Source organism: Lepagella muris, from assembly GCF_004793975.1.
GTDB classification, from domain to species: Bacteria; Bacteroidota; Bacteroidia; order Bacteroidales; family Muribaculaceae; genus Lepagella; species Lepagella muris.
The window spans coordinates 74,996-98,621 of sequence record NZ_SRYB01000001.1 but is presented as its reverse complement, the minus strand read 5'-3'; the positions used below and the strand labels follow the sequence as shown (position 1 = coordinate 98,621).

The 23,626-nt window shown below is 46.2% G+C and carries 20 protein-coding genes; 18 read left to right on the top strand and 2 right to left on the bottom strand.

The window, feature by feature from the left end; translation table 11 throughout:
* Window positions 1–3 precede the first annotated feature (3 nt).
* From E5331_RS00410 to E5331_RS00330, 17 genes are all read left to right on the top strand, one after another.
* Window positions 4–1,206 carry a hypothetical protein gene (locus tag E5331_RS00410; protein WP_135985789.1) on the top strand — a complete coding sequence of 401 codons (1,203 nt, stop codon included), beginning with the start codon at window positions 4–6 and terminating at the stop codon, window positions 1,204–1,206.
* Between the two features lie 3 nt (window positions 1,207–1,209).
* Window positions 1,210–1,452 (top strand): hypothetical protein, encoded by a 243-nt coding sequence (locus E5331_RS00405; RefSeq protein ID WP_135985791.1) that lies wholly within the window; start codon window positions 1,210–1,212, stop codon window positions 1,450–1,452.
* Window positions 1,445–2,482: an antibiotic biosynthesis monooxygenase family protein gene (locus tag E5331_RS00400; RefSeq protein WP_135985793.1), complete on the top strand. Its 1,038-nt coding sequence runs from the start codon at window positions 1,445–1,447 to the stop codon at window positions 2,480–2,482. Before E5331_RS00405 ends, E5331_RS00400 begins: the two co-directional genes overlap by 8 nt.
* 21 nt (window positions 2,483–2,503) lie before the next feature.
* Entirely contained in the window at window positions 2,504–3,850 is a 1,347-nt protein-coding gene (locus E5331_RS00395) for a hypothetical protein (protein WP_136013192.1), read from the top strand.
* A 563-nt stretch (window positions 3,851–4,413) separates the two neighbouring features.
* Window positions 4,414–5,232 (top strand): RNA-dependent RNA polymerase family protein, encoded by an 819-nt coding sequence (locus E5331_RS00390; RefSeq protein WP_123482464.1) that lies wholly within the window; start codon window positions 4,414–4,416, stop codon window positions 5,230–5,232.
* Window positions 5,201–5,476, top strand: a complete 276-nt coding sequence (locus tag E5331_RS00385) for an RNA-dependent RNA polymerase family protein (protein WP_135985797.1) — start codon at window positions 5,201–5,203, stop codon at window positions 5,474–5,476. The genes E5331_RS00390 and E5331_RS00385 overlap by 32 nt, the downstream gene beginning before the upstream one ends.
* A 185-nt stretch (window positions 5,477–5,661) precedes the next feature.
* The gene (locus E5331_RS20545) at window positions 5,662–5,988 is read left to right on the top strand and encodes a hypothetical protein (protein WP_135985799.1); all 327 of its coding nucleotides are present in this window, start codon (window positions 5,662–5,664) and stop codon (window positions 5,986–5,988) included.
* Between the two features lie 20 nt (window positions 5,989–6,008).
* A complete protein-coding gene (locus E5331_RS00375) occupies window positions 6,009–6,413 on the top strand; it encodes a hypothetical protein (protein ID WP_123482462.1) in 405 nt (134 codons plus the stop codon).
* 9 nt (window positions 6,414–6,422) lie between these two features.
* Window positions 6,423–8,414, top strand: coding sequence for a hypothetical protein (locus E5331_RS00370; protein ID WP_135985801.1), 1,992 nt, complete (start codon window positions 6,423–6,425; stop codon window positions 8,412–8,414).
* A gap of 10 nt (window positions 8,415–8,424) precedes the next feature.
* The gene (locus E5331_RS00365) at window positions 8,425–8,706 is read left to right on the top strand and encodes a hypothetical protein (protein ID WP_107681980.1); all 282 of its coding nucleotides are present in this window, start codon (window positions 8,425–8,427) and stop codon (window positions 8,704–8,706) included.
* A 165-nt stretch (window positions 8,707–8,871) separates the two neighbouring features.
* A complete protein-coding gene (locus E5331_RS00360) occupies window positions 8,872–9,375 on the top strand; it encodes a hypothetical protein (RefSeq protein ID WP_135985803.1) in 504 nt (167 codons plus the stop codon).
* An 11-nt stretch (window positions 9,376–9,386) separates the two neighbouring features.
* A complete protein-coding gene (locus E5331_RS00355) occupies window positions 9,387–9,659 on the top strand; it encodes a hypothetical protein (RefSeq protein WP_123482458.1) in 273 nt (90 codons plus the stop codon).
* The gene (locus E5331_RS00350) at window positions 9,659–10,672 is read left to right on the top strand and encodes a hypothetical protein (RefSeq protein WP_135985805.1); all 1,014 of its coding nucleotides are present in this window, start codon (window positions 9,659–9,661) and stop codon (window positions 10,670–10,672) included. The genes E5331_RS00355 and E5331_RS00350 overlap by 1 nt, the downstream gene beginning before the upstream one ends.
* Before the next feature lie 16 nt (window positions 10,673–10,688).
* Entirely contained in the window at window positions 10,689–11,243 is a 555-nt protein-coding gene (locus tag E5331_RS00345) for a hypothetical protein (protein ID WP_123483784.1), read from the top strand.
* Window positions 11,244–11,405: 162 nt separating this feature from the next.
* Window positions 11,406–11,591 (top strand): DUF5110 domain-containing protein, encoded by a 186-nt coding sequence (locus E5331_RS20910; protein WP_136013190.1) that lies wholly within the window; start codon window positions 11,406–11,408, stop codon window positions 11,589–11,591.
* 88 nt (window positions 11,592–11,679) lie between these two features.
* Entirely contained in the window at window positions 11,680–14,073 is a 2,394-nt protein-coding gene (locus E5331_RS00335; protein ID WP_135984308.1) for a glycoside hydrolase family 2 protein, read from the top strand.
* Between the two features lie 22 nt (window positions 14,074–14,095).
* Window positions 14,096–16,309: a glycoside hydrolase family 3 C-terminal domain-containing protein gene (locus tag E5331_RS00330; RefSeq protein WP_135984307.1), complete on the top strand. Its 2,214-nt coding sequence runs from the start codon at window positions 14,096–14,098 to the stop codon at window positions 16,307–16,309.
* A gap of 60 nt (window positions 16,310–16,369) precedes the next feature.
* On the opposite strand, the gene E5331_RS00325 is transcribed toward E5331_RS00330, so the two are convergent.
* On the bottom strand, window positions 16,370–22,438 hold the full coding sequence (locus E5331_RS00325) for a MutS N-terminal domain-containing protein (protein WP_168355093.1): 6,069 nt from the start codon (window positions 22,436–22,438) through the stop codon (window positions 16,370–16,372).
* The gene (locus tag E5331_RS00320) at window positions 22,428–22,880 is read right to left on the bottom strand and encodes a DUF1896 family protein (RefSeq protein ID WP_135984305.1); all 453 of its coding nucleotides are present in this window, start codon (window positions 22,878–22,880) and stop codon (window positions 22,428–22,430) included. The genes E5331_RS00325 and E5331_RS00320 overlap by 11 nt, the downstream gene beginning before the upstream one ends.
* Window positions 22,881–23,240: 360 nt before the next feature.
* Here E5331_RS00320 and E5331_RS00315 point away from each other — a divergent pair, with 360 nt between their 5' ends.
* On the top strand, window positions 23,241–23,618 hold the full coding sequence (locus tag E5331_RS00315) for a hypothetical protein (RefSeq protein WP_123482681.1): 378 nt from the start codon (window positions 23,241–23,243) through the stop codon (window positions 23,616–23,618).
* Window positions 23,619–23,626 lie beyond the last annotated feature (8 nt).

The window sequence follows — 23,626 nt, the reverse complement described above, 5'->3', positions numbered from 1 at the left end:
ACTATGCAGAGTAATAAGAAAAGAATAAGAAAAGAATTCGCCCCACTGACGGTCGCAAATTCCATACGGTGCATAACTCCCGCCTCTCCTGTCACTCAGATTTATAATGGAGGGAACGGAGAGTATGAGCCTGACCGCGAACTTTCTCCTACAATCATACTTCCCGAAGTGGTTGCCAATGCAACAGACGGGAGTTGGCCTAATCCATATTCAAATGCTCTTCTTGCCGACATGCACTGGTTTGTCAATGGCAAGGATATTGCGACTCTTGCTGATTGGTCCGGCAAATATAGCATAGACCAAGTTGGAGATACACGTGGTGCAATATCAATTAGCAAAAATATATCCCCCCGAGATGCGGCTGAGTTGCATTTTGAAGCAAATCTGGCAGACAACCGTCTTGGCGTGAATATCCCCATTAAAACTGATAAGATAACACTTTCGACTACCGAGAAAGCGAATGACGGGTATTCAATATCAATTGGTGACAGCCCAATCATCCAATACGACCCACTAAAGGATAGGCTCAGACTATATGAGTACAAAGTAGCGCATGGTCTCATCGCCGCATCTTCGTCCACACAGAATGCAGCTAAAGATAAATGCTCCTACCTGCATGAAGTCCCGGTAACCGTTTTCAACGGCAAAACAAAAATGACATCCGGATACACGCTTCGTGTTTACCGCGTGGTGAATCAATCAAGCCTGACCTTGCTTACATCAGGGATTGATGAAATCCACACAATATCTACGACTAAGGTAATTTTTGATGTCCGACTGATAGAAAAGGCATCCTATATTATCAAGGCTTTCGTAGCGAATAAGGAGGTTGCCATGGTAGAATTGGGATTCAACCGCATTTATCAAGACTATTCATGCATCCCAACCAACGGCACTGCCATACACCCGTCTGATACCGAAAGGTATGACAGGGCTATGGTTGACAGTGACGGCAATATCGTTGAATGCCCCGGAATGATATTCCGTATAGTATGGTTCACTGACACAATCTCCAAGACCGGCGTAAAACATAATGAAGGAGACGAAACTGTCTTTCAACTCGAAAAGACCGGAATAGGCTCTACTTATTCGGACGATTGGTGTGACGTGTATTGCGAATGCGTGTATAAGCCAGCTCATAAGACCGCCACAGAAGGAACAACGGTGTGGACTGATAAAAACGGTAATCGTTATATTTTTAATTGACTTATGAAGTATATCATCGCACCAATAAGCTCAGTCATAGGCAATGGCATCATTCCGGCATCGCCCTCAATAATTGACGGGCAGGTCATCTTGAATGAAAATGAATTAAAGTTTAAATTCCCTGACATGGCACTTCATGATATAGTTGCCAAGGTTGACGGCTTCATTGTAAGCCGTGTATCGGCACTTGATTTCATAAAAGGGCGCAAATCATTAACGCAAATAAAACAGACAGAAAATGAGTAATTATTCAGCACAAGGCAGTATTACGATTAAGCGTCTGCGAAACGGTGACAGCCTTTATGTATCGTTTGACACCAACGGCAAGCCTCTTTATCAAGGGGTTGATACTTCCACCGGAAGCGTGTCGCCCGACTGGACTGTCGCTGCCAACCAGCCCATAATCACTCCTAAAGTCACATCAGTAAGAGGAAATACAGTCGTTCGTTCATCTCACCAATGGAAATGGAACGGGCAGACACTTATTTTTACGGGAGCCACAAGCTCTGATGGAATTTGGAGGACTGACAGCACGGGAAAGTTTCAGATCAATCTTACAACCGGCGACGAAGGCGGCTCACTCAAAATTATCGGGAATCTTGCCAATGCTAATGCCGTGGCTAACGGTGAGCTTGAATATTCTTGCGTGGCAACCCTCTCTGGTACTAATTACAATATCGCCAAGAGCATTGATGTGGTGATTCAGAACATGGGTGCTTCATCTTTCTATGGCTATATAGTAGCCTCTCCTCAGACTCTTGACTCAAACAATCTCACATCTCTTTTGAAAACTGGGTTACAGTCAGGAGCAGACCCTGTTACGTCTTATCATGTCAAGTGGTTCAAAGATGACACAGCGTGGTCATCGATGGATGGTAACAAGCAAGTCACTGTCGGTCGCGATGATGTCAACGGCACACAGTTGTTTATCGCCGAGTTCTATCTGAAAGCTTCCGATACAGCCCCCGTTGCACGGGCAGGGGTTTATATCATTGACTCGCTTGACGAGCATATCATCGTGTTTGATTACACCTCCACTGCGAGAGAGGTTGCCCCTGGGCAGAATGTCACGGTAAAGGCAAAAGTCGTGAACACACGCACCAACTCAGTGCAGACCCTCAACAATCCCGTCTGGAAGTGCGATGTCATGGATAAGGACACATGGAAATCAATCAAGCACAGTAACACAGACTCAATAACAATAACCACTGCCGAGACAGACAGAAACAACAAAGAAAATGATGTCGAGGTAGTGGCAGAAGTAGAATTCAGCTAACAATCAATATCAAAGTAAAATATGGCAAATCAAGATTTAGGAACAGCAACACTTGTGACTTCCGCACTCAAATCAAACTGTGTGTTTATGGAAATCAACGGCTCTGTACGCCGCATCACACTTGACAACCTCATGAATGTCATCAATACCGGCGACGAGATGCTTCTGCGTCAGGTCGCATGGGGTGTGCCACTCAAACAGAATCAGACCAGCCAGGCATGGGGTGTTATCGGCAACACCGGTATGAGAGCCGAATATGAGTCCATGTGCGGACGCTATCTTGTTACCCCCAAGGGACTCGCGGCAAAGCTGTCCCCGACCAATTCCGCGATATATGCGGACGGCACGACTCTCGATGAATCAAAAGGGAATGTCATGTTCATCGGCCCGCGTCTCTATTATGTAATAAAGCAGGACGCGGCAAGCGGTGTAGATTATCTCTGGCTCTCGCAGCTCCCCATCGGCGGACACTATATCGGCGACTGCCATAACGATGAATACATCTGCATCGCGGCATACAAGGGAAGTATGTCAGGAAGCACGCTCGTATCTCGTTCGGGTGTCACCCCGACAGGTGCCAAAACGATAGAACAGTTCTGGACTGCGGCTCAGGTGAACGGCAAAGATTGGGGTCTCACCAACTACGACCATCGCCGTTATATGATGATGCTCGGACTCGGACACTACGGAAACCCGAACATTCAGACACAGCTCGGCAATGGTGTCGGCGGCGAGGGCGGTTGGAAGGACGTGTGGAGCGCAGCTTCAAAATTGCTGACCGGCGCAACAAAAAGTCTCGGTGACGCTCTCGCCAAAATCAGTATCGCAAATCTCGTTAACACATCCGACAGCACCATACACACGACAAATTCATCACGTGTGAATCTGTTCGGAATCGAAGACCCCTACGGATGGCAATATGAGATGATTCAGGGAGTATACTGCGGAAACTCCGAAAATTCAGCTCAGACCGGTCAGGAAATATTCATCTATGAAGGCAACCGTATGCCGACAGCGGCTGAACTTTCCACCCACCCCAATGGCAAATACCGTCAGCTCGCCCGAAGAGCCGTTACGGCTAATTCAGAGGGGTATATCTCAAAGATGATTATTGGCGAATACTTCGACATATTCGGCTCTGCAATCGGAGGCGGCGCGACATCCTATTGGGGTGACTATGAGTATATCAACAACACAGGCCAGCTTGTGCTTTGGGGCGGCTATGCGAATTCCGGCTCGTCTTGCGGTCTCGGCCTCGCGCCCTCGAGGTACGCTTTCTCGTTTGCGTCCGCGAATTACGGCTCTCGCCTTGCTTATTACGGCCCGCTCACGTTCATGTCCGGCAAACAGCTCGTTGCGGCCGCATAAGTAATCAACTCCATCGCTGAACAAAAGAAAAGAACTTTGACATTCTGAAAGAAACTTCCAAATCCGTCCGAAAGAGCAATCACGGAGCGGTCTCGTTTTCGGGACGTGCAGCGTGAACGGCTCGCGGACGGTGGGTGGAGGGGGACAGAGCTTGTGCTTTGGGGCGGCTATGCGAATTACGGCTCGTATTGCGGTCTCGGCATCGCGAACTCGAGGAACGCTTTCTCGAATGCGAACGCGAATTACGGCTCTCGCCAAACTTGACATACAGGAGAAATCCTGAAAACCGTTCCCCGAACCCTGACCCTGCATCTAACTCGATTCGACTGTGCAGCGTAACGGAACTTAGACACAGTTCCGTGAAGTCAAAAAATCTCGTAAGCGGAAAGGTCTGTCTCTTGCGGGCAGACAAGCGGGGCAAGTAGGTTGACTCTCGAAAGCTCCGGGCAGGGATTCCAAGCAAGCGTCCGCTTGCCTATGTGGAATCTTTTTATATAGGTCTGAAAAAGACATGAGTTTGGCAAACACGACACTTCTTTCAGAATGACGATACACGTATAGACATGGAATATCTCACGGCTGACATATCAGACATTGACTGGCGTTCACTCTCCTGCTCAGAGATTGACGCGTTGCTGTCGGCACGTATCGAACGTTACGAGTCCGCCATAAGGATTAACGGCGGCAAACGTCCGAAACGAGAGGGACACATCATTGAGCGGATAGCTACAATGGATAATCTTCTTGCCGCCGACGATACGGCACAAAAAGGGAAATCGCAACGCCGGATTGTCAAAAGCGGCAGGGTGTTTCATGTCCCGCACCGCTATATCACACGGCACAATCAAAGAAAGTTTCAGGAACTCCGTGAACTTCAACTCATGATTCTGACGCTTGACTTCCCTCCTTGCGAGTACACATCGCAGGAAATCAAGACCGATGCCGGCAAAGTCAGGGAGATAATCAAACAGCATTTCTATCCGTGGCGCATACTTCATCATGCGGTACTGCGTGTAATCGAGCCAAAGGTCTATGGCAGTCTGATACCCGGCGCATTCGCCTGCATCAAAGGGCGCGGGCTTCATTACGGTGTCAGGACTCTGAAAAAGATGCTTCGCCGACACCCGGAATGGAAATGGTTTTGGAAGACCGATTTCAAGAAGTTCTATCAGTCGATTCCACATGAGCTGATTGAGGCAGAAATGACCGCTCTATTCAAGGACAGACATTTCATAAGGCTTATACGGATTATCCTTTTCAACTATGCAAGCGATGAAAACATAATACAGACCCTGAATGAAGAATCCGAACGCACGAAGAGGAACGCCTATCGGTGCTGTCACAAGTCAGATGATAGGCAATCTGTCCGGCAAGCGCATTGACCACGCCGTAGTGTATAAAGGAAGGAATCACGGCTACTTGCGTTATTGTGACGATACGCTCGGACTTGCAAGAACCAAGGCCGAAGCCCGCAGGAAACTCCGAATATTCTATGAGAAGTCATCTGAACTCGGACTGTGTGTGAAATCCAACATTGTAATCTCACCAATCGGACATGAAAGAGAACCCGGACAAAGGAAGAAAAGGAAGCGTCAGCGCGGCGGTAACAGACGGAAGACGCATTGACTTCCTCGGCTACTGTTTCACTCACGGCAACGTGAGATTGCGCAAATCAATAAAGAAGTCTTTCGCAAGAAAGGAAAAGAAAATCAGAACGGCAAAACGCCGCCTGGAGACACGGGCTTCATATTGGGGCTGGTGCAAATGGGGCAACTGCCGTCATTTATGGCAAACTATAACAAAAAAACGACATGAGTTTTTCAGAAATGGGAATAACCGGAAGAAGCACTACCAAGGACGGACAGCGTTTCTTCGACATACGTAAAGTCAGGGCAATGGAGATTCTGAACGTCCCTATAACAGTCTTAGATTTCGAGCCGGACGTGAAGACTCGCAATGGCGGTGGACGCTATGCCGTCAAGATAGTCTTCGAGAATCAGGAAGCGAAGTTCATCACGAACTCTTTCACCCTGAAGTCCCAGCTCGACCAGGCAAAAACAATGAACGCGCTTCCGATTCAGACAAAGCTCAAAAAGCGAGACATCGGAGACGGAATTACAGATTACATATTTGAATAATCCCAAAACAAGAAAAAGAAATGAAGACATTAGAACAAATCCCGGTGATTCCCGAAAGCGGCATCATCATACGTCAGGAGGGCGCAGTCCTCAGAATTTTCTTCGACATCATGAAAGCTCCAGATCCTCAAATCACGGACGGCTCAGAGGAATCCCCGTCACAGCCGGAAGATTTATGCGAGTGCTATAACGTTGATGTGCCCGCGCCCATCACCTATGGCTCGATAGTTTCGGCAATTGTCAATGACAGATACTCTGCGGATGACGTTCAGGCTCTCTCCGCAAACTTCATTGACGCGAAAGACACCCGAAGCTCTGTCGAAGAAGACAAGCGCGAGGAATATGTCAATGAATGGTCGGAATATCAGTCATGGCGCACGACCGCCAAAGGAATCGCCACTACCGTAATCACAATGCTCAAATAATAAATTGTCATGCCGAAAGCACAAGGCCGCATAACAATCAGGCGCAGACCGAAAGACGGCACCCCGGGGACACCGGGGGCCGATTCGGTCAACTATTATATTGTTCTTTCACCCAACTCAATAACTATAAAAGCAGACGGATCGGTCATATGTAATGCCAACAATATAACCGCAAAAGCTTATAAAAATGTTGGTGGCGTTACTTCCGAGGCCAATGATGGAGGTATGAGGCTGGTCTATACTAAAATGGACGGCACTATCTCAGATGTTGCCGCGTCTGGAGTTTCTTCTGCAGCTGCGGCAACTTATGCGGCAGTGTCTTTCGAGTATCGGATCAATAACAAAGTGGTTGCATCCGAGGCTCTTGTCATAAACCGTGAAGGACAGCCCGGAATGGATGCGGTCACTATCGTTGTATCTCCCGAGAATGTTGAGTTCAATTATTCAACATCTGTTCCTCGGCGAGTTGTCAAGATTGATGTGTATATAGGAAATAAAAAGCTGAAATATAATGATGAATACCTGTGTTCCACTCTTGGGGAGGGTATGTCAAAACCCATAACATCCGGTTTGACATGGGGGTTCGGCACCGATGATTCCGATGGATTTTACTATTATTTCAGGTATGTCGCAGGAAATGATGTGAATATAGACATTCCGTTTACTGTCACTGCCGGTGGAAAGAAATATGAAAAGATAATATGCGTCCATACGGTCAAGGATGGTACGCCGGGTTTGCAAGGTCTGCAAGGCTGCATATACCGCCGCTCCAAATTTGCTACTGGGTTTATGTTCCGTAATGACTCGGAACTTGAAACAGCCGGACTAAGATACATAGACCTTGTGTATCTCATGTCCGAGCAAAATTCTGTGCTCGCCTCTAAAGCGAAATGGTTCAGGTGCAGGGAAACTCATCATTCCTCCGAAGACAACGCCCCACAACTTACGAGCGAAGGGACTGAACCTTGGCTTAAATATTGGGAGCCGCTTAACGAAGTTGAACCGATATACACGCCGTTGCTTCTTGCCGACGATGCCATCATAACACTGATGCAATCTAACCAGATTCTTATAACAAATGATGATGGGGTTGTCACTGCCGGCTTTTCCGGCTCTAATAGTGGAAAGAAGATTCGTATTTGGGCAGGTTCAACAACACCGGATAACGCACCCTTTAGGGTTGATGTCGATGGTAATCTGGTAGCAACCAAGGCTGACATATCAGGAACTATCAATGCCACATCTGGAAAGATTGCAGGATTCAATATTTCAGGCAGTGCTTTGACAAATGGCCCAGATTTCTCAAATGATGCCTGTATTATATTCCGTAATGATACCCACAAAACATTTGCTGGAATTGGTGGCAATGTGCTTCCCGCAACAACAGGGAATAGAGCCGTAGCGCGATTTGAGAATGAGGATTCTAATAATTTTTGGGGTCTTGGTAGAAATATCGCTATGCTTCTTTCTGCTAAAAATGCAGATATAAATCATGCGTTTCTTGGCACTGGCAATGGCAATCTTGACGGTTGGATTAGTGGTTATCATTATAGTAAATATACTATAAATAGTAGCAATACAATTTATGATGGTTTTTTGAAAATATCGGAAAATAACAAGTGGATTGTCTATGCAACTGGTTCATCTTCCGGTATAACACTTCCAACCCTATCACAAGTTCGTAAAGCTCTTGGAATAGGTACATCTACGCCATTCTGCATAGAGTTTATTGTTGTTGCTGACTTGAATAGTCAGAATAGCTTCAATATTTATGGTAGATGTAAAAAAGAGGTTACTGTCAATGGAGCAAAACAAACACCTTATTTTACCGGTGAATATCCTACTATGACACATTGGAATAATGGTAGGTATGACAACCTTGAGATGGGTGCTGGTGATGCTGTAACGTTCCTACTTGTTTATGACCCCAATAAAACAGGCGTGCTTGATACATCCTATACACTGATGTATACAGCAAGGATTATTAACAGACAAAACTGATAGAACGAATATGAAAATAGACTTCTCAAGAATTGAAATCTTCACGGATGTGGCGCATAAGAATTGTTCCATTTGTGACTTGCGTACACAATTTGCAGATGTGATATACAATATGGGGCAAGGTGTCGCCGCTCACGCTTTGGCTTTGAAGATATATAATTCAGACGGCCCAACAAACTATACCGACAAGGAAATTCAACAGATTGAAACCTATATGACCTTATGTAGTCCAGCTTTCATTGATGCAATGAACCGACTTCTGGGACATGAAGCGGAAGTAGTAACAGACTAAATGAAATCCCATCTAACATTGATTAGGTGGGATTTTTACGACTATTGGGTAAAGTCGTAGATTGTCGGGGTTTAGAGTTCTTTAATCGGAGGAATGTAGATACTTTTGAATGTCTTCTTATTGTAGAATGGCATCTTGTAATAACATTTATAATCCCCATACATAATGAACGACAACAACCTCTTTAGTTCCATATTTGCTGTGCTGGGTGCTTCCATCACATCCTTTTACACGCATCTTGTCCCGTGGCTGTTACTGGGGATGATTCTTGTTATCGCGGATTTAAGGTTTGGTATTATGGCTGCCAAGAAGCGAGGTGAAAAGATTAGGTTTTCACGCGCTATCCGGCGAACCATAAACAAGATGTTTGATTACCTGTGTTGGGTCACACTTGCGGAAGTATGCAGTATGACCTTTGAGATAACGATTGGTGTGCCTATCATCAGTATGGGTATGCTGTTCATTATCTATGGCATAGAGATTAATTCATGTGTCAATAACTATCTTGAATATAAGGGCATCAAAAAGAAATTCAACTTTTATAAGCTGGTCGGCAAAGAGGAACTTCTTGATGATGTCGTAGAAGAGAAAAAGAAATTAACCATCATTGAAGAAACCGAAATCACAAAAGGCTCTTCAAACGATGAAGAAGATGACAATCAGCAATAAGTCAAAATGTAATGGAAAAGCAACTAACATTCAATAAAGACCCTAAAGGTTACTATTCAGCTGAGTTCATATCAACGGGCAATGCCGCAGTCCAGATTTGCAGAGCCGCAGGTGCGACTTTAAGGGTTCTGGCCGCCATCGGTAACTTACCACCTATCCCCATAGTAAAATTTGGCGATGACAGTCCGAAAGACCTGATATTTGAGATTGGCATCTATGCCGGTGTAAAAGTATCAATCGTATCATATTCGGAAGTGACAGACGCGAGAATGATTGAATCATAATGGAACGGAGTTCAGTTATAATCACCTTGCTTAAAATAGGGTTGTCTAACATAAGACTGCCCCAGACTTCTCTTGCCTTTCATCAGAATCGTACTGTTGAAGTCAAGAAGCCGGCATTGAAGCAAGAGAATGGTTTCGGATTCCGTCTTGAAAGTGGTAAATCCTTGTTGCTTGAGAAAGATGGCACAAAGGCTTTTGAAATCAAGCCAACGACCAACCGCCCAAATGGGATTATCCTTGAAAGCAATAAGAACACACTCCTTGAATCAGGTTCAGCAATCAAACAAGAAAACAACAACATCGATATGGAAGATAAAGACTTAAAAATAAGTGAGCTTATCCCGGCTCTTCAACTTGACGGAAACGAAATCATCCCTTTTGCCAAAGATAATGCCAATGGCAGTATGCTTGTGTCCTTACTCAAGGCTTTTATCACAGATGGATACGCCACAACATCGGCATTGAATGGAAAGCAGAACAAACTGACACCCGGCTACGGCATCGAAATCACGCCGGAGAATGAAATACGGACGAAACTTGATGTATCTCCGTTTGAAGTGGTTGATGAGCTTCCGACATCCGACATCAAGAATAAAATCTATTGCGTACCAGACCCGGATGGTGAAGTCGGTAAGAATGAATATATCGAGTATCTATGGCTCGGCGACCATTGGGAAGCCGTAGGCAAATTCATGCCAAAGGTTGACCTCGCTCCCTATCTGAAAGCTACCGATGCGGAGCGTATATACGCCAAAATATCGGATATTCCTGATGTCAGCGGTTTCATATCAATTCAGACATACAATCTTCTGCTTGCGCGTGTGGCCCAGTTGGAAACAAAAATGACCACAGTCAACACTAAGCTGGATTCAATTCCGGAAATCCCTGCAAATGACCAATGCGTCTATGCTATGCAGAATGGGCAGTGGTCTGAAATAGCCGGGTCTAATAAAGCCGTTGTTACAATGACCGCAGATGAATCCGTTTCATCTGAACAAACTGCAAATGACTAACAAAACTCGTAGAAATATGAAAGCCAAGATTGTTACCATCCTTATGGCTATTCTCTGCATAGGGATAACGGGATGTAAAAGTCAGCAGTACATTCCGGTTGAAAAATCCAAAGTGGATAGCACATCAAATAATACGGAGATTCTGATTCAGCGCGTCCAGAATCTTATGAATGAAATCCGCGTGATGGAACAAAGGCGCGACAGTGTATCTGCTCGCGACAGTCTATCCGTCAGGGATAGCATAGTAGTCCATATTAATGAATTTGGCGATATTGTTTCAAAGGAGCGATACCGCGACCGGATTCAGAAGAGCGACCGGGCAAGTTCAACGGAAAGCAACCGACAGACTGAAATCATACGTCAGTATATCGATAGTCTTCTGACCGCGCAGAAATCGGAGCTGATGGCAATGATAGAAAAATCCCAGCAAGTGCCGATGCCGGTTGAACGCAAGTTGTCAAAATGGGAACAGCTCAAGCAGGAAGTAGGCGGCATATCCATCGGCATACTTGTGGTCATCGTAGTAATAGCGGTGATATGGCTTATTAAGAAAATCAGAAATCAAAAATAATAGTAGAATAGTAGGCATTTCACATTTTGGTTTATTATGGGTCAGGGTCGTTGGGAAACGCTCCTGATAGAAATAAGAAAACGCCCCCAAAAAGGACGTTTTCTTTATTTCTGCCCCACTTTTTGCCCCACCATTTTACAAGTGGTTGATTCTTAGTAAGGGTTGCGGAAAGACAGGTATTCTACAATTCCCTTGAAATGGAATGACAAAGCAAAAAAACTGACCATCGGTAAACGATCCGGCTCTTTTGATGGAATGCCTGCTTCTCGTACATTTAATGTAAAAATTGCAGGTGACGACAATATCCGAAAGGTGACATATACCGGCAATCAGGTAGTTGTAAAATAAAAGCTCCATAATACCTATACAATCTCGAGGAGGGGGATTCAATCTGCTTGTACCCCCTCCTTGAGTATTTTTAATTAACAATCATTCAATGAATAAAATCATAAAGCACTTGCTGATATGTTGTTGTGCGTTAACAACAACGCTTTCAATTTCAGCAGAATCCTCTGTCACTATAGTCAATGACAGAGTCAGAAAACAACTCTTAGATGACAACTGGGCTTTTTCTCTTGTTCAGGATGACAAGGGAAACACCTTGGACGAATCATATTCAATCATAGACCTCCCGCATGACTGGAGTATACTTAATGATTTCAATTATGAAGCCTCCATGGGAAATGATGGCGGATATCTTCCGGCCGGCAAGGGTATATATAAAAAAACTCTGAATATAAAAAATCAAGATTATCGTCACATTCTATATCTTGAAGGGGCATACATGAATGCCCATGTTTTCGTGAATGACAGTCTTGCCGGTCATAGGCCCTATGGATATTCCTCAGTCATGTATGACATCACTCCTTATCTGAAAGAAGGGGACAATGACATAACCATAAAAGTTGACAACACCCAACAGGTAAACGCTCGATGGTATACCGGGTCAGGTATATACCGCCATGTATGGCTTCTAAATCTGCCTGAAACAGCCGTTGAACCATGGTCTCTCTATATAACCACTCCACGGGTTGAAACCGGAAATACTACTGTTAATGCTAAATTTGAAGTAACTGGACCTGTCAATGGCGTGAATGCCGTTGCAACAATCTATGACAAAAACGGCAAGGAGATTTATAATCAGCCTGTTAAATTCAACGGTCGTAATGCCGAGGTTACTTTTAACAAGGCCGCTCTTCTGTTATGGAGTCCTGAAACTCCCAATCTATATGCTATGAATATAACCCTTAAAAATAAGGAAGGCAATACTATTGATAGCGTTACGGAGAGTTTTGGAGCACGGAGCATTTCTTATTCTGCTGCAAACGGCTTCATTCTTAACGGCTCGCCGGTACTTATAACGGGGGCGTGCGTGCATAGCGACAATAGTCTGCTTGGTGCACGCAGCTATGACGCAGCCGAAAAACGCAAAGTCAAAATGTTAAAAGAGGCAGGCTTTAACGCTGTGCGTACAAGCCATAATCACCCGTCACCTGCATTTCTTGACGAATGCGACCGTCAGGGTCTTCTTGTTATTGACGAGGCTTTTGACGGATGGCGTGACGAAAAAAAACCTTTTGATTATTCAAAGCATATTGACCGGTGGTGGCAGAAAGACCTTGAATCACTGGTTAAGCGCGATCGAAATCATCCTTCGATTATCTGCTGGAGCATAGGCAATGAAGTTATCGAACGTAAAAAGATTGAAGTAGTAAAGACTGCCAAAAACATGGCAAATTTATGTCGTGAACTGGATCCGACGCGCCCTGTGACGAGTGCTCTGTGTGCTTGGGATCCGGAATGGGACATATATGACCCATTAGCTGCACAGCTTGATATAACTGGATACAACTATATGATACATATGTCTGAATCTGATCATCAACGAGTGCCCGAACGGATAATGTGGCAAACAGAGTCATATCCTCGCGACGCATTTGAAAACTGGGTGAGAGTAAACGACAATCCATATATTATCGGAGATTTCGTATGGACCGGCATTGATTATCTCGGTGAGGCTGGTATAGGTAAGTTTTATTACACTGGAGAAAATGACACAGAATTTTTCGTGAGCGGTCAATGGCCTATGCACGCTTCATTCTGTGGTGACATTGACTTAATCGGTGTAAGAAAACCGATTTCGCATTATCGTGAAATTCTTTATGGCAATACTCCATCGATTTATCTTGCCGTAAGGGAACCAGAAGGCTATTTCGGGAATATCAGAGAATCAATGTGGGGTACATATCCTACCTGGGAGAACTGGAATTGGGAAGGTTTTGAAGGTGAACCGATTGAAGTAGAGGTCATATCCACATATCCGGCTGTACGCCTCTATCTTGACAACGATATTGTTGGTGATATGCCTACTAATCGTGATACAAAATTTAAAGCCATATTCAAGGTCCCATATAAGAAGGGAACACTCAAAGCTATGGCTTTGGACAATAACGGGAATGAGATTGCAGAATCCAATTGCGTTAAATCTGCCGACAATCCATACTCAATCAGACTTACTATTGATAAGAATGCTCTGTCAGCCAATAATCAGGACCTTGTGTACGTGACCGCAGAAATAGTCGACCGTTATGGAAATTTTGTACCGCTTGCTGACAATGAAATTACATTTAAGGTTTCCGGCAATGGCACATTAGAAGCTACTGGCAGTGCTGATATAAAAGATTGCTCAGGATATCTTCATCCCACACGCAAAGCATGGAAAGGACGTGCTGCTGCAATCGTTAAGTCAACCGACAAGGCCGGAAAAATAGTCATCGAAGCAACATCTCCGCGACTAAAAAAAGCCATTGTAAAATTAAAGTCTGAATGATTATATAAATGATTGTAAATATATGAAACTATCACATGCAATAGTCTCATTAGTGCTATTTTACAATTGTAATGCTGAGGCCGGAGTTCCAGCTTATCAAGATGAATCACTGCCCTTAGATGTTCGTGTGGAAGATGCTATAAGCCGCATGACTTTGAATGAGAAGGTGGCAATGTGCCATGCTCAAGGTAAATTCTCATCATCCGGTGTACCACGTCTTGGTATTCCGGACCTATGGATGAGCGACGGCCCACATGGTGTAAGAGCAGAAATAAACTGGAACGATTGGAGTTCGAGCAACAGAACCAACGATTCGATAACTGCATTCCCGGCATTGACTGCATTGGCCGCTACATGGAATCCGGAACTTGCCGGAATGTATGGCAATGCTCTTGGTGAGGAGGCCGTATATCGCGAAAAAGATGTAATGCTTGGACCCGGCGTTAACATTTACCGTACTCCGATGAACGGTCGTAACTTTGAATACATGGGCGAAGACCCATATCTTGCTTCAGCCATGGTCGTGCCATATATAAAGGAAATGCAGAAAAATGGGGTTGCCGCTTGTGTCAAACATTATGCTCTCAACAATCAGGAGCTGTGGAGAGATCATATTGATGTGAATTTAAGTGACCGAGCATTATATGAAATCTATCTTCCTGCCTTTAAAGCCGCCATTGTAGATGGCGGCGCATGGAGCATCATGGGCGCATACAATAAAGTAAGAGGACAGCATGCGTGCCATAGCGAATTGCTGCTTAATGATATCCTGAAAAAAGAATGGAACTTTGACGGTGTAGTCATCACCGACTGGGGTGGTGCCCATGATACCCGTGAAGCTGCTTTGAATGGCCTTGACCTTGAAATGGGAACATATACAAATGGTCTGACTATTGAAAGCAAAGTCTCAACCGATTATTATTATCTCGCCGATCCTTATAAAGAACTGCTCAAAACCGGTGAATTGCCGATGATTACTCTTGATGACAAAGTAAGACGACTGTTGAGGCTCAATTTCCGCACGGCTGCCAATCGTGGCAAACCTTATGGTTCGATAGCCTCTCCGGAGCACTATGCCGTAGCGGAACTTATAGGGAATGAAAGCATCGTACTATTAAAAAACTCTCCCGTTTCAAAGACTAAGAAACCGCTATTGCCTTTGAAGTCTGATTCAAACATGAGAATTTTAGTTGTCGGCGAAAATGCTGTCCGCGACCTTACAGCCGGTGGCGGTTCATCAGAGCTTAAACCTAAAGATATTGTTTCTCCTCTCGAAGGGCTTAAATCTATGTATGGCGACCGTATTGAATTTGTCGAAGGATACCGTTCCGGCGCATCTATCTACGGACATGTCGAAGAAATTCCGACCAACGTGACAGACTCCCTACGTACCGAAGCGATTGCAAAAGCCAAAGAAAGTGACGTGGTAATAATTGTAGGAGGCCTGAATAAGAACCATCAACAGGATTGTGAGGCCGGTGACAGAATTACTTACGGACTCCCGTTCGGTCAACCCGAACTTATCGAAGGTATTGCAGAGGTAAATCCTAATGTTATTGTAGTCCTTTTAAGTGGCAACGCCGTTGAAATGCCTTGGATTGATAAAATCCCTGCAATTGTACAAGGATGGTACCTTGGTTCGATGGGCGGAAAATCCATTGCAAACGTGCTGTCGGGCAATGTTAATCCTTCAGGAAAACTCCCGTTCTCTTTCCCTGAAAGACTGGAAGACAACGCCGCTCACCATTATGGAGAAATGTCTTATCCCGGTAATTCTCAATCACAGGAATATCTTGAAGATATCTTTGTGGGTTATCGGTGGCATGACACCAAAAAGATTCCGGCTCTATTCCCATTCGGTTATGGTCTCAGCTATACAACGTTTGAGTATGGCAAACCGACTGTATCAGCAAAAGAGATGTCGGAAGACGGTACTATCACTATTACGATTCCAGTTACAAACACAGGCGATGTCGAGGGTAAAGAGATTGTTCAACTTTATATTCAGGATGAAAAATCTTCGCTTCCAAGACCATTAAAAGAATTGAAAGGTTTTAAGAAAGTAAATGTTTCACCAGGACATACAACTGATGTGACATTTACAATTACTCCTGATGACCTCAAATTTTTCGATGACACCAAGCATGAATGGATTGTGGAATCGGGCAAATTCAAAGCGATCATAGGAGCTTCTTCAACGGATATTCGCTCAACAGTGCAGTTCTCATACAAATAAAAAACTTCATGCAAGTAAAAAAAGGGGATGGTTCGCATCTTGGCGTAACCATCCCTTTTACTATATCATAAATATTCGTGATCCATACTGATTGACCGGCTCAGCTACCATCGACTTTTTATTGTCGGTAGCAGGAGCATCTTTCATGTTGACCGGCTTGTTCTCCTCGCCGTCCTGTTCCTCTTTCTTGGGAGCGAGGGCGGCGGTGATTTTGCGGTCGAGGGCGGCGAGGTCGGATTTGAGTCGTTTTAATTCGTCCTCTTTGCCCCACTGCTTGGCGACGATTGCTTCGAGCTGGGGAACGTCGGCTTTGAGTTTGGCTGTGCGTTCCTCGTACTGGACGATTATGCCGGGGATTTTCTCCAGTGCGTTGACGAAGTTCATGCAGGCGGCATGGGTGTCGGACATGGCGATAAAGCCGTTGTTGAACTTGTATTTGTAGTGGCCCTCCACAACAAAGCGGTTCTGGACTGACTCTTTGCCATCAACAACTGTGCGCTCCGAGATAATGCTGATGGGGAAGCCATAGACCTCTCCGATGCGCTTGTACTGACCGTGCGTGTCGGTTTTCATCGCCAACCCTTGCAGGTGGATACCCATATTCTGCTCGTCTCGGAGATTGCAGGTGTCGATAGTGAGATTGTTGACGGGGTTGCCGTCTTTATCACGCTGGACAACCGACGCATAGCGGGCGGCGTCCTCCTTCATTCGCTCAATGGCCGCCTCGTTGTTGGCAATGTCGTGGCTGATGGTCTGGAGCCTGAACTTGGAATCGGAAATGCCCTTGTTGTGGGCCTTACGCTCTGACTCCAATGCTGCGATACGTTTCTCCAACTTGGCTTTCTCCAGCAGGTCGGTGTTGCCCGACAGAATTGCCATATATTCCGAGAAGTTCATGCCGTTCTTTTCGTCCATTGCACCCTCGTCGATGGTTCTCGCTCCGAGTGCGCCGGATTTGAGCTGGTCGATGAATGTCGCCTTACAGTGAAGAAGATTGAACTTGTAGGAGTCCAAAGATTTTTCCACCGCATAGATGATTACATCCACCTTATTATCAGCGTATAACTTGGCAATCTCGTTGCCGGCTCTAACTGCCCGACCATCACGCTGTTGCAAATCACTTGGGCGCCAGGGTGTATCGAGGTGATGGACCGCGACACACCGCTGCTGTGCATTGACTCCGGTGCCCAACATTGTTGTCGAACCGAACAAAACTCTCACATCGCCACTGTTCATCGCCTCGATGACAGCCTTGCGGCTGCGCTCTGTCTTACACTCCTGAATGAAGCGTATCTCGTGCGCCGGAATACCGTAATCTTCAATCAGCTTGCGCTTGATTTCAGAATATACGTTCCATTCGCCCGGCTTGTAAGTCCCCAGATCACTGAAAACAAACTGTGTACCTTTTTGAGCATCGTATTTTCTGTAATACTCTGCTATCATCTTGGCGCAATGGCTCGCTTTGTTGTTCGGATCATCCTCCGCATTGGGGTCAATCATACGCATATCAAGAGCCATCTTGCGGGCATAGTCAGTGGCAATGAGCATCTTCGCCTTTTCCTCAGTTTCAGAAAGTGGGGCCCGTCCCAATATCGTGGCATCGCCACTCTCGGCAAACTTCATCAGTTTCTCGATGAAAGCCTCCTGCGCCGGTGTCGGCGGGATATTGTGAAGAATCTCGTTCTTCATCGGTCGGTCAACACCTACATCTTCAGCAGTGCGATAGTCGGTGATTTCGTTGTAGAAAGCGGCCAGCTCCGGCACCTTGATGAAGAACCTGAAGCGTTCCTTCGCCACTATATGATTTGTGACATTAAACTCAAAATCAGTAGTTTTCTTGGCGAAGATTGCAGCCCATGCATCGAAGCACCTGATCTCCTGTCTTTCAAGCTCATTCGGACGTAGATACTTGAACAGCAGGTACAATTCAGTAAGCGAATTACTGATTGTAGTACCCGACAGGAATGTCGCTCCTAAATCCTTACCTGTTCTCTCTTGAATGGTACGGATAGCGTAGAGAAGATTGAGCGCACGTTGTGAGCCTTCCGAGTTGCCTAAGCCCGCCACACGGTCATGTCGGGTGTTGAACATAAGGTTCTTGAACTGATGTGATTCGTCAATGAAAATGTGGTCGATGCCCATCTGCTTGAAGTCTACAACATTATCTCTGTTCTGATCCATCTGGTACTGAATGGTCGCAATCTTTGCAGTAAGGTTCTCCTTACGCTTGATAAGACCTTTCAGCATACCACGGCTTACGTCGTGTCCCTGCTGTTTCAGCACTTCGAGGTTTTCCTCTACCGTGTCAAGCTCCGCCTGAAGGATTTGCTGTTGCATCTCCGGCGACTGCGGTATCTTGCCGAACTGGTCGTGCGACATTATCACACAGTCATAGTCGTTGTTCTTGATCTGGTTGAAGAACGCCACGCGGTTGTCGGCCTTGAAACTCTTTTCATCGGCAAACAAAATCCTTGCATTGGGATAGGCACTCTGATAGGTCATGGCTATCTCGGCAACATTGGCTTTAAGACCGATAATCATCGGTTTGTGAGCCAGCCCGAGACGCTTCATTTCATGCGCTGCAATGCACATTATCAGCGTTTTACCTGTTCCCACCTCATGATCGCACACGCCACCGCCGTTCTGTTTCAGCATCCATATACAGTCCATCTGTGACTGATAAATGGAGTGGATTCCATACCTGTCACCCAATAATTTCATATTGAGGTCAGGGAAGGTCTGGTGACTGCCGTCATACTGCGGACGGACGAAACAGTTGAACTTGTCATTGTAGAGGTCAACGAGTTTCTCCTTGAACTCAGGCGACTGGGCTTCGAGCCATTCCGAGAAGCCATTTCTTATCTCGTCAATCTTGGTGTTGGCGAGTTGGATAGCCTCGTTGTCCGGCACCTTGATGTCGTGTCCGTCTTCATCTTTGCCCGCCGACTTCTTGATGTCGGGGACAGTGTTGTGAAGTGCGTGTTTCAGCAGATTCATACCGTCGTAGGTACGGTAATAACCTCTGACGCAGAACTCTTCCCAGATGGTCATATTCTTGCGGCTCGCCTCTGCCGAGTATTCATCCATTGAGGAAGAATATGCAATCTTTACATCAGTGTGGAACAGATACGACATATATGCCGAATAGATACCCGTGGGAATCCATCGTTCACCGAAGTTGAAATCAAGCTCATCGAACTCGATACGGCGGGGCCGGGCTTCCTCCAATGCTTTGAGGGAGTCTTTCGACATGGCGATGAACGGTTCAACGCCGTCATAGCCGGGGAAATTCTTGATACGTTCTTCCTCCCGGTCAATCCATGCCCTAACGTCATTGGCTTTAGCCACGACATTTCCGGCGATGAATCGGTCTTTAATCTCGTAGTTTTCGACTAATGGATTATAATAGATGTGTCCTTCGAGGTTATCCACCAAAGAATCCTTATCCATATCCACCAGTCCTGACATATATTCGAGATTGACCTCACCGTATTTGTTGAGCGATGCGGATAACGCCTCCATCGGAGTATCTACTGAAGTAACTTCGTCAATGGCGAATGAAACGGGGTGATCGAAAATGTCAGCCTTGACAAACCGACCATTTTCTCCGCGCTCCAATGCAAGAGCATCCCTGCCATTGGCATCCATCAGGATAAATCTCACATTCTGTTTCTCGTTGAGATTACCGTATTTCTCCACAAACTCGTCGTAATACTGATTGAGGTGTTCGCGCAGATGTTCCGATGGTTCATGCGTCTCAGCCTCGTAATTGTAGAGTTGTTGATACGTCTCAGACAGAGTAACATACAGCATGGCTCGCTTCGCCTGTTCCGGTTTGAGGGACAACGGATTGAACGTTGCGCCGTTCTTGCGGACTTCAGAAAGGAATCCGACCATGTCGTCCTGAACGACCATACTGCCGTTGTGGTGGAAGAACTGAATATCCTCCGAGAAAGGACGGGGAGACATATCGACCGTAACAGGTCCCGGCTTTTGTGTAGCCACTCTTGGCTGTCTGCCGGGTATGAAGTCGCCTTCGGTACGCTGGATTGTGGTATCACCTTCTTGGATAGTCTCGCCATTTGTGGCGACTTGTTTGGCGGCCTCTGCCGCCTCGCGTTCAAGTCGCATTTCTTCCAACTGACGGTGTGCAATCGACATCATGGTTTCATAGAATCCATTGATAGGAGGATTGTCCTCCCAGTTGAGAGAGCCGTAAAATTCCAATTCTTTCTCACTGAGCGGACGGAACTTTTTAACCGGAATATCCTTGACTTCAACACTTGGTTTCGGCTTTGGTGCATCCTCCGCAGGCTTCGGCTGACGGCGAGGCTTTCCGATTGGCTCTAATTCTCCAAAGAGATTGTAGGCATACAGGCGAGGGTCGGGATTATCGGTATAATCAGGACTAACGTCTGTCTCAATCTCTTTGGATGGTTCTGCCTTTGTTGGCTCTATGGGAGCGGGAGTAGGTTTTGGAGCAGGTTCAGGCTCAGGTTTTGGCTCCGGCTTAGGTTCTACTTTGGGCGGCTGATTGGGTGTAACCGTCTCGACGACCTTTTGCTTGGGCGTTTTTGTCAGTTTGGGGTCTTCCAACTGCTCACATATTGCCACACGTTTACCAGCCCGTACAAGTTTGGGCAGATAGGTATCGAGGGCATGATGTGGAAATCCAGCCAATTCTATGCGGCTGTCAATCCCGGTCTGGCGACGGCTCAGGGTTATACCCAATATTTCCGAGGCGATAACCGCATCCTTGCCGAAAATTTCATAGAAATCTCCAACTCTGAAAAGAAGTACAGCATCGGGATGTTTCTTTTTCATCTCCTGATACTGCTGCATCAGCGGTGTATTCGTGAGGCTCGACTTCTTTTCTACCTTCGGAGTTTCTGCCTTTGCCTCCTGCTTGGGAGTGGGCGTAGGAGTTGGTGTAACCGGGTCAGGCGTAGGCGGTTTGATTCCGTTGGAATTATACAATTCCAGATTCAGACGCCGGTGTAGCGTCTCGTCGAGTGCCTTACGCAGATCTCCGGCAATACCGTCTATACCGCCATCATGGTTATACACGATGGCAGGTTTGCCATACTGGTCAGTGCCAACCTTTGCATCAGTGCATATTACATTCTGGGGAAACGCCTGAAAGAATTTGTTGCCCGGCACTTTTGTACCCCGGTCAATGACCGACTGAATGAAAAACTCCTCGTCAGCCGACAAAGACTTCTTTTCGGTGTGCTTCTGCAATATGATAAGGTCAGAGCCAACATCAGTTCCGGCGTTGTCGCTGAAAGTGTTGTTTGGCAGACGCAGTGCAGCCACAAGGTCAGCCTGCTTCACAAGCTCCATGCGGATAAAGGGACTGGCAGCGTTCATCACACCCTGCGATGTGATAAAGACTATCAGGCCTCCCTCTCTCACTTGGTCGAGACCTTTGAGAAAGAAGTAGTTATGCAACGACTTTGCCGCCTGACGGTAGCCAATCTCCTTGCTTACGGCATACGCCGGGTCTGCAACCGCGAAGTCGCCAAAAGGAACATTCGAGGCGGCGACATCGAAGTAACCATTGAAGTCGCGCTCAATCTTCTCGAACCCCTCTATGCGAGTCAGTATAGATGGGTGTAATGCCGACAGAATTTTGCCTGTCAGCAAATCCTTTTCGTATGCCATTACTTCGGCACCGGGGTATCTGTCATTGCGCAGAAAAGAGTCAATGAAAGCACCCTGACCGGCAGAGGGCTCAAGAAAACTTTTTATCTCGACTCCCTGATATTTCAGTGCATCGGAGATCGCATCCACAATACGGCTGTCAGTATAGAAAGCGGTCAGCGTTGACGCCTTCAACGACTCCATATATCGGTTAAACTCCTTGTCGTCACGCGAATAGTCGTGAATCAGACGACGCAACTCAACCGTAGGCGCAAACAGTTCAATATCTGACTTGCTCCACTTGGCGGCATCCGCCAGCTCGTTGGCATCATTGAGAATACACTTCAAGCCTCCAAACCCGGCATACTTGCGCAGCACTGCAATTTCCTCGGCAGTCTGCGCCCCGCGCCCCTTGACACCGAGGCTCAGGGCAAGCCTGATAGCCTCGATGTTGTCGCGCATGGTCTGCAAACGGTTAAAGGCCATACTCATCAAAATATTCGGCAATCCGCCCGGAGACTACCAGTTTGAAAATCACACCCTCATTGGTGTTGAGATATTCCTCGCTCAGTTCCACATCCCTGAACTCCGGCTGCAATTCTTCAAGCAACGTGTAAGTCCAGAACTCGATGGAGCGTTCATCAAGCGATATATGGTCTGAAAATTCGTCTGCAAGTATGCCGCTTACAAAATCGTATTGCGAAATTCCAAAGCCATCAAGCAGACGTATAATGGCTTTCTCAGAGGATACATAGACTTCATCCCCGTCAAGCCTTGATTCCACATAGGTATCAGCCGCAGCTTCGGCACGTGCGGCAATCAGTAGGTCATCATCAGCTTCGGGAAAGTGATGCACCGTCAGGTAACGGCGCAGATACAGGTTATAATAGTCGAGGTCATAGCCTCGGCCATCATTCTTTCTTTTCATAAAAGGGTTTAGGGAAATTTTTAGTGTGTGAGTCCTTTCACGCTGCAAAGAAAGCCATATAGAAAGAGGCAATCATTATTTCCGGGGGCTATGGTACTCGGTAGCCTCGCAATGCCTTAATCTGACGCGACAAGCGATATTTTCGCACCAATCCCTGTCTCGACATACTGTTGAAGCCCGCAAAGCACCTGTTTTTCAAATGATTATAAAAGGCCAGTACCCCAAAATTCAATCCCTGTAATTTTCAGAACGCTGATTATCAGTGAAATAAAATTTACTTTGAGGCAACTTTGGGGTACTCTCCCGGCGGGGGGATACAGGCTCTGTAATTTTGCATCGTAATCGAAAACGAAACGCAAAATGAAGAAAACTGAAATTGACTACAACGACGTGGGAACCTTCCCGAAGTTCGCGAAGGCCGCGATAAGAATCATGCTTGAGATGCTCAAGTGCATGATGAAGAAGAAAGAGCCTCCGGTGCTCTCAATCAACGGCCGCATGATTTATCTCACCGAGCACGTGATGAAGCTATTCGGCTTCAGTGTGAGAAAAATCCGACAACTAAGGGCTGACGATGAAATCGAGTATATGATCAGCAAGGACGGCTCAGTGGTATTCCACTACGAGCATCAGGTGCAGGAATATATCGACCGCACATTTGTCAGTTCCCGCAGTCCGGAAGGAATGGAGCGAAGGAAGCTCCGCAATGAAAGATTCAATAACCTCGGCACCGGCTAAGGTGCCAT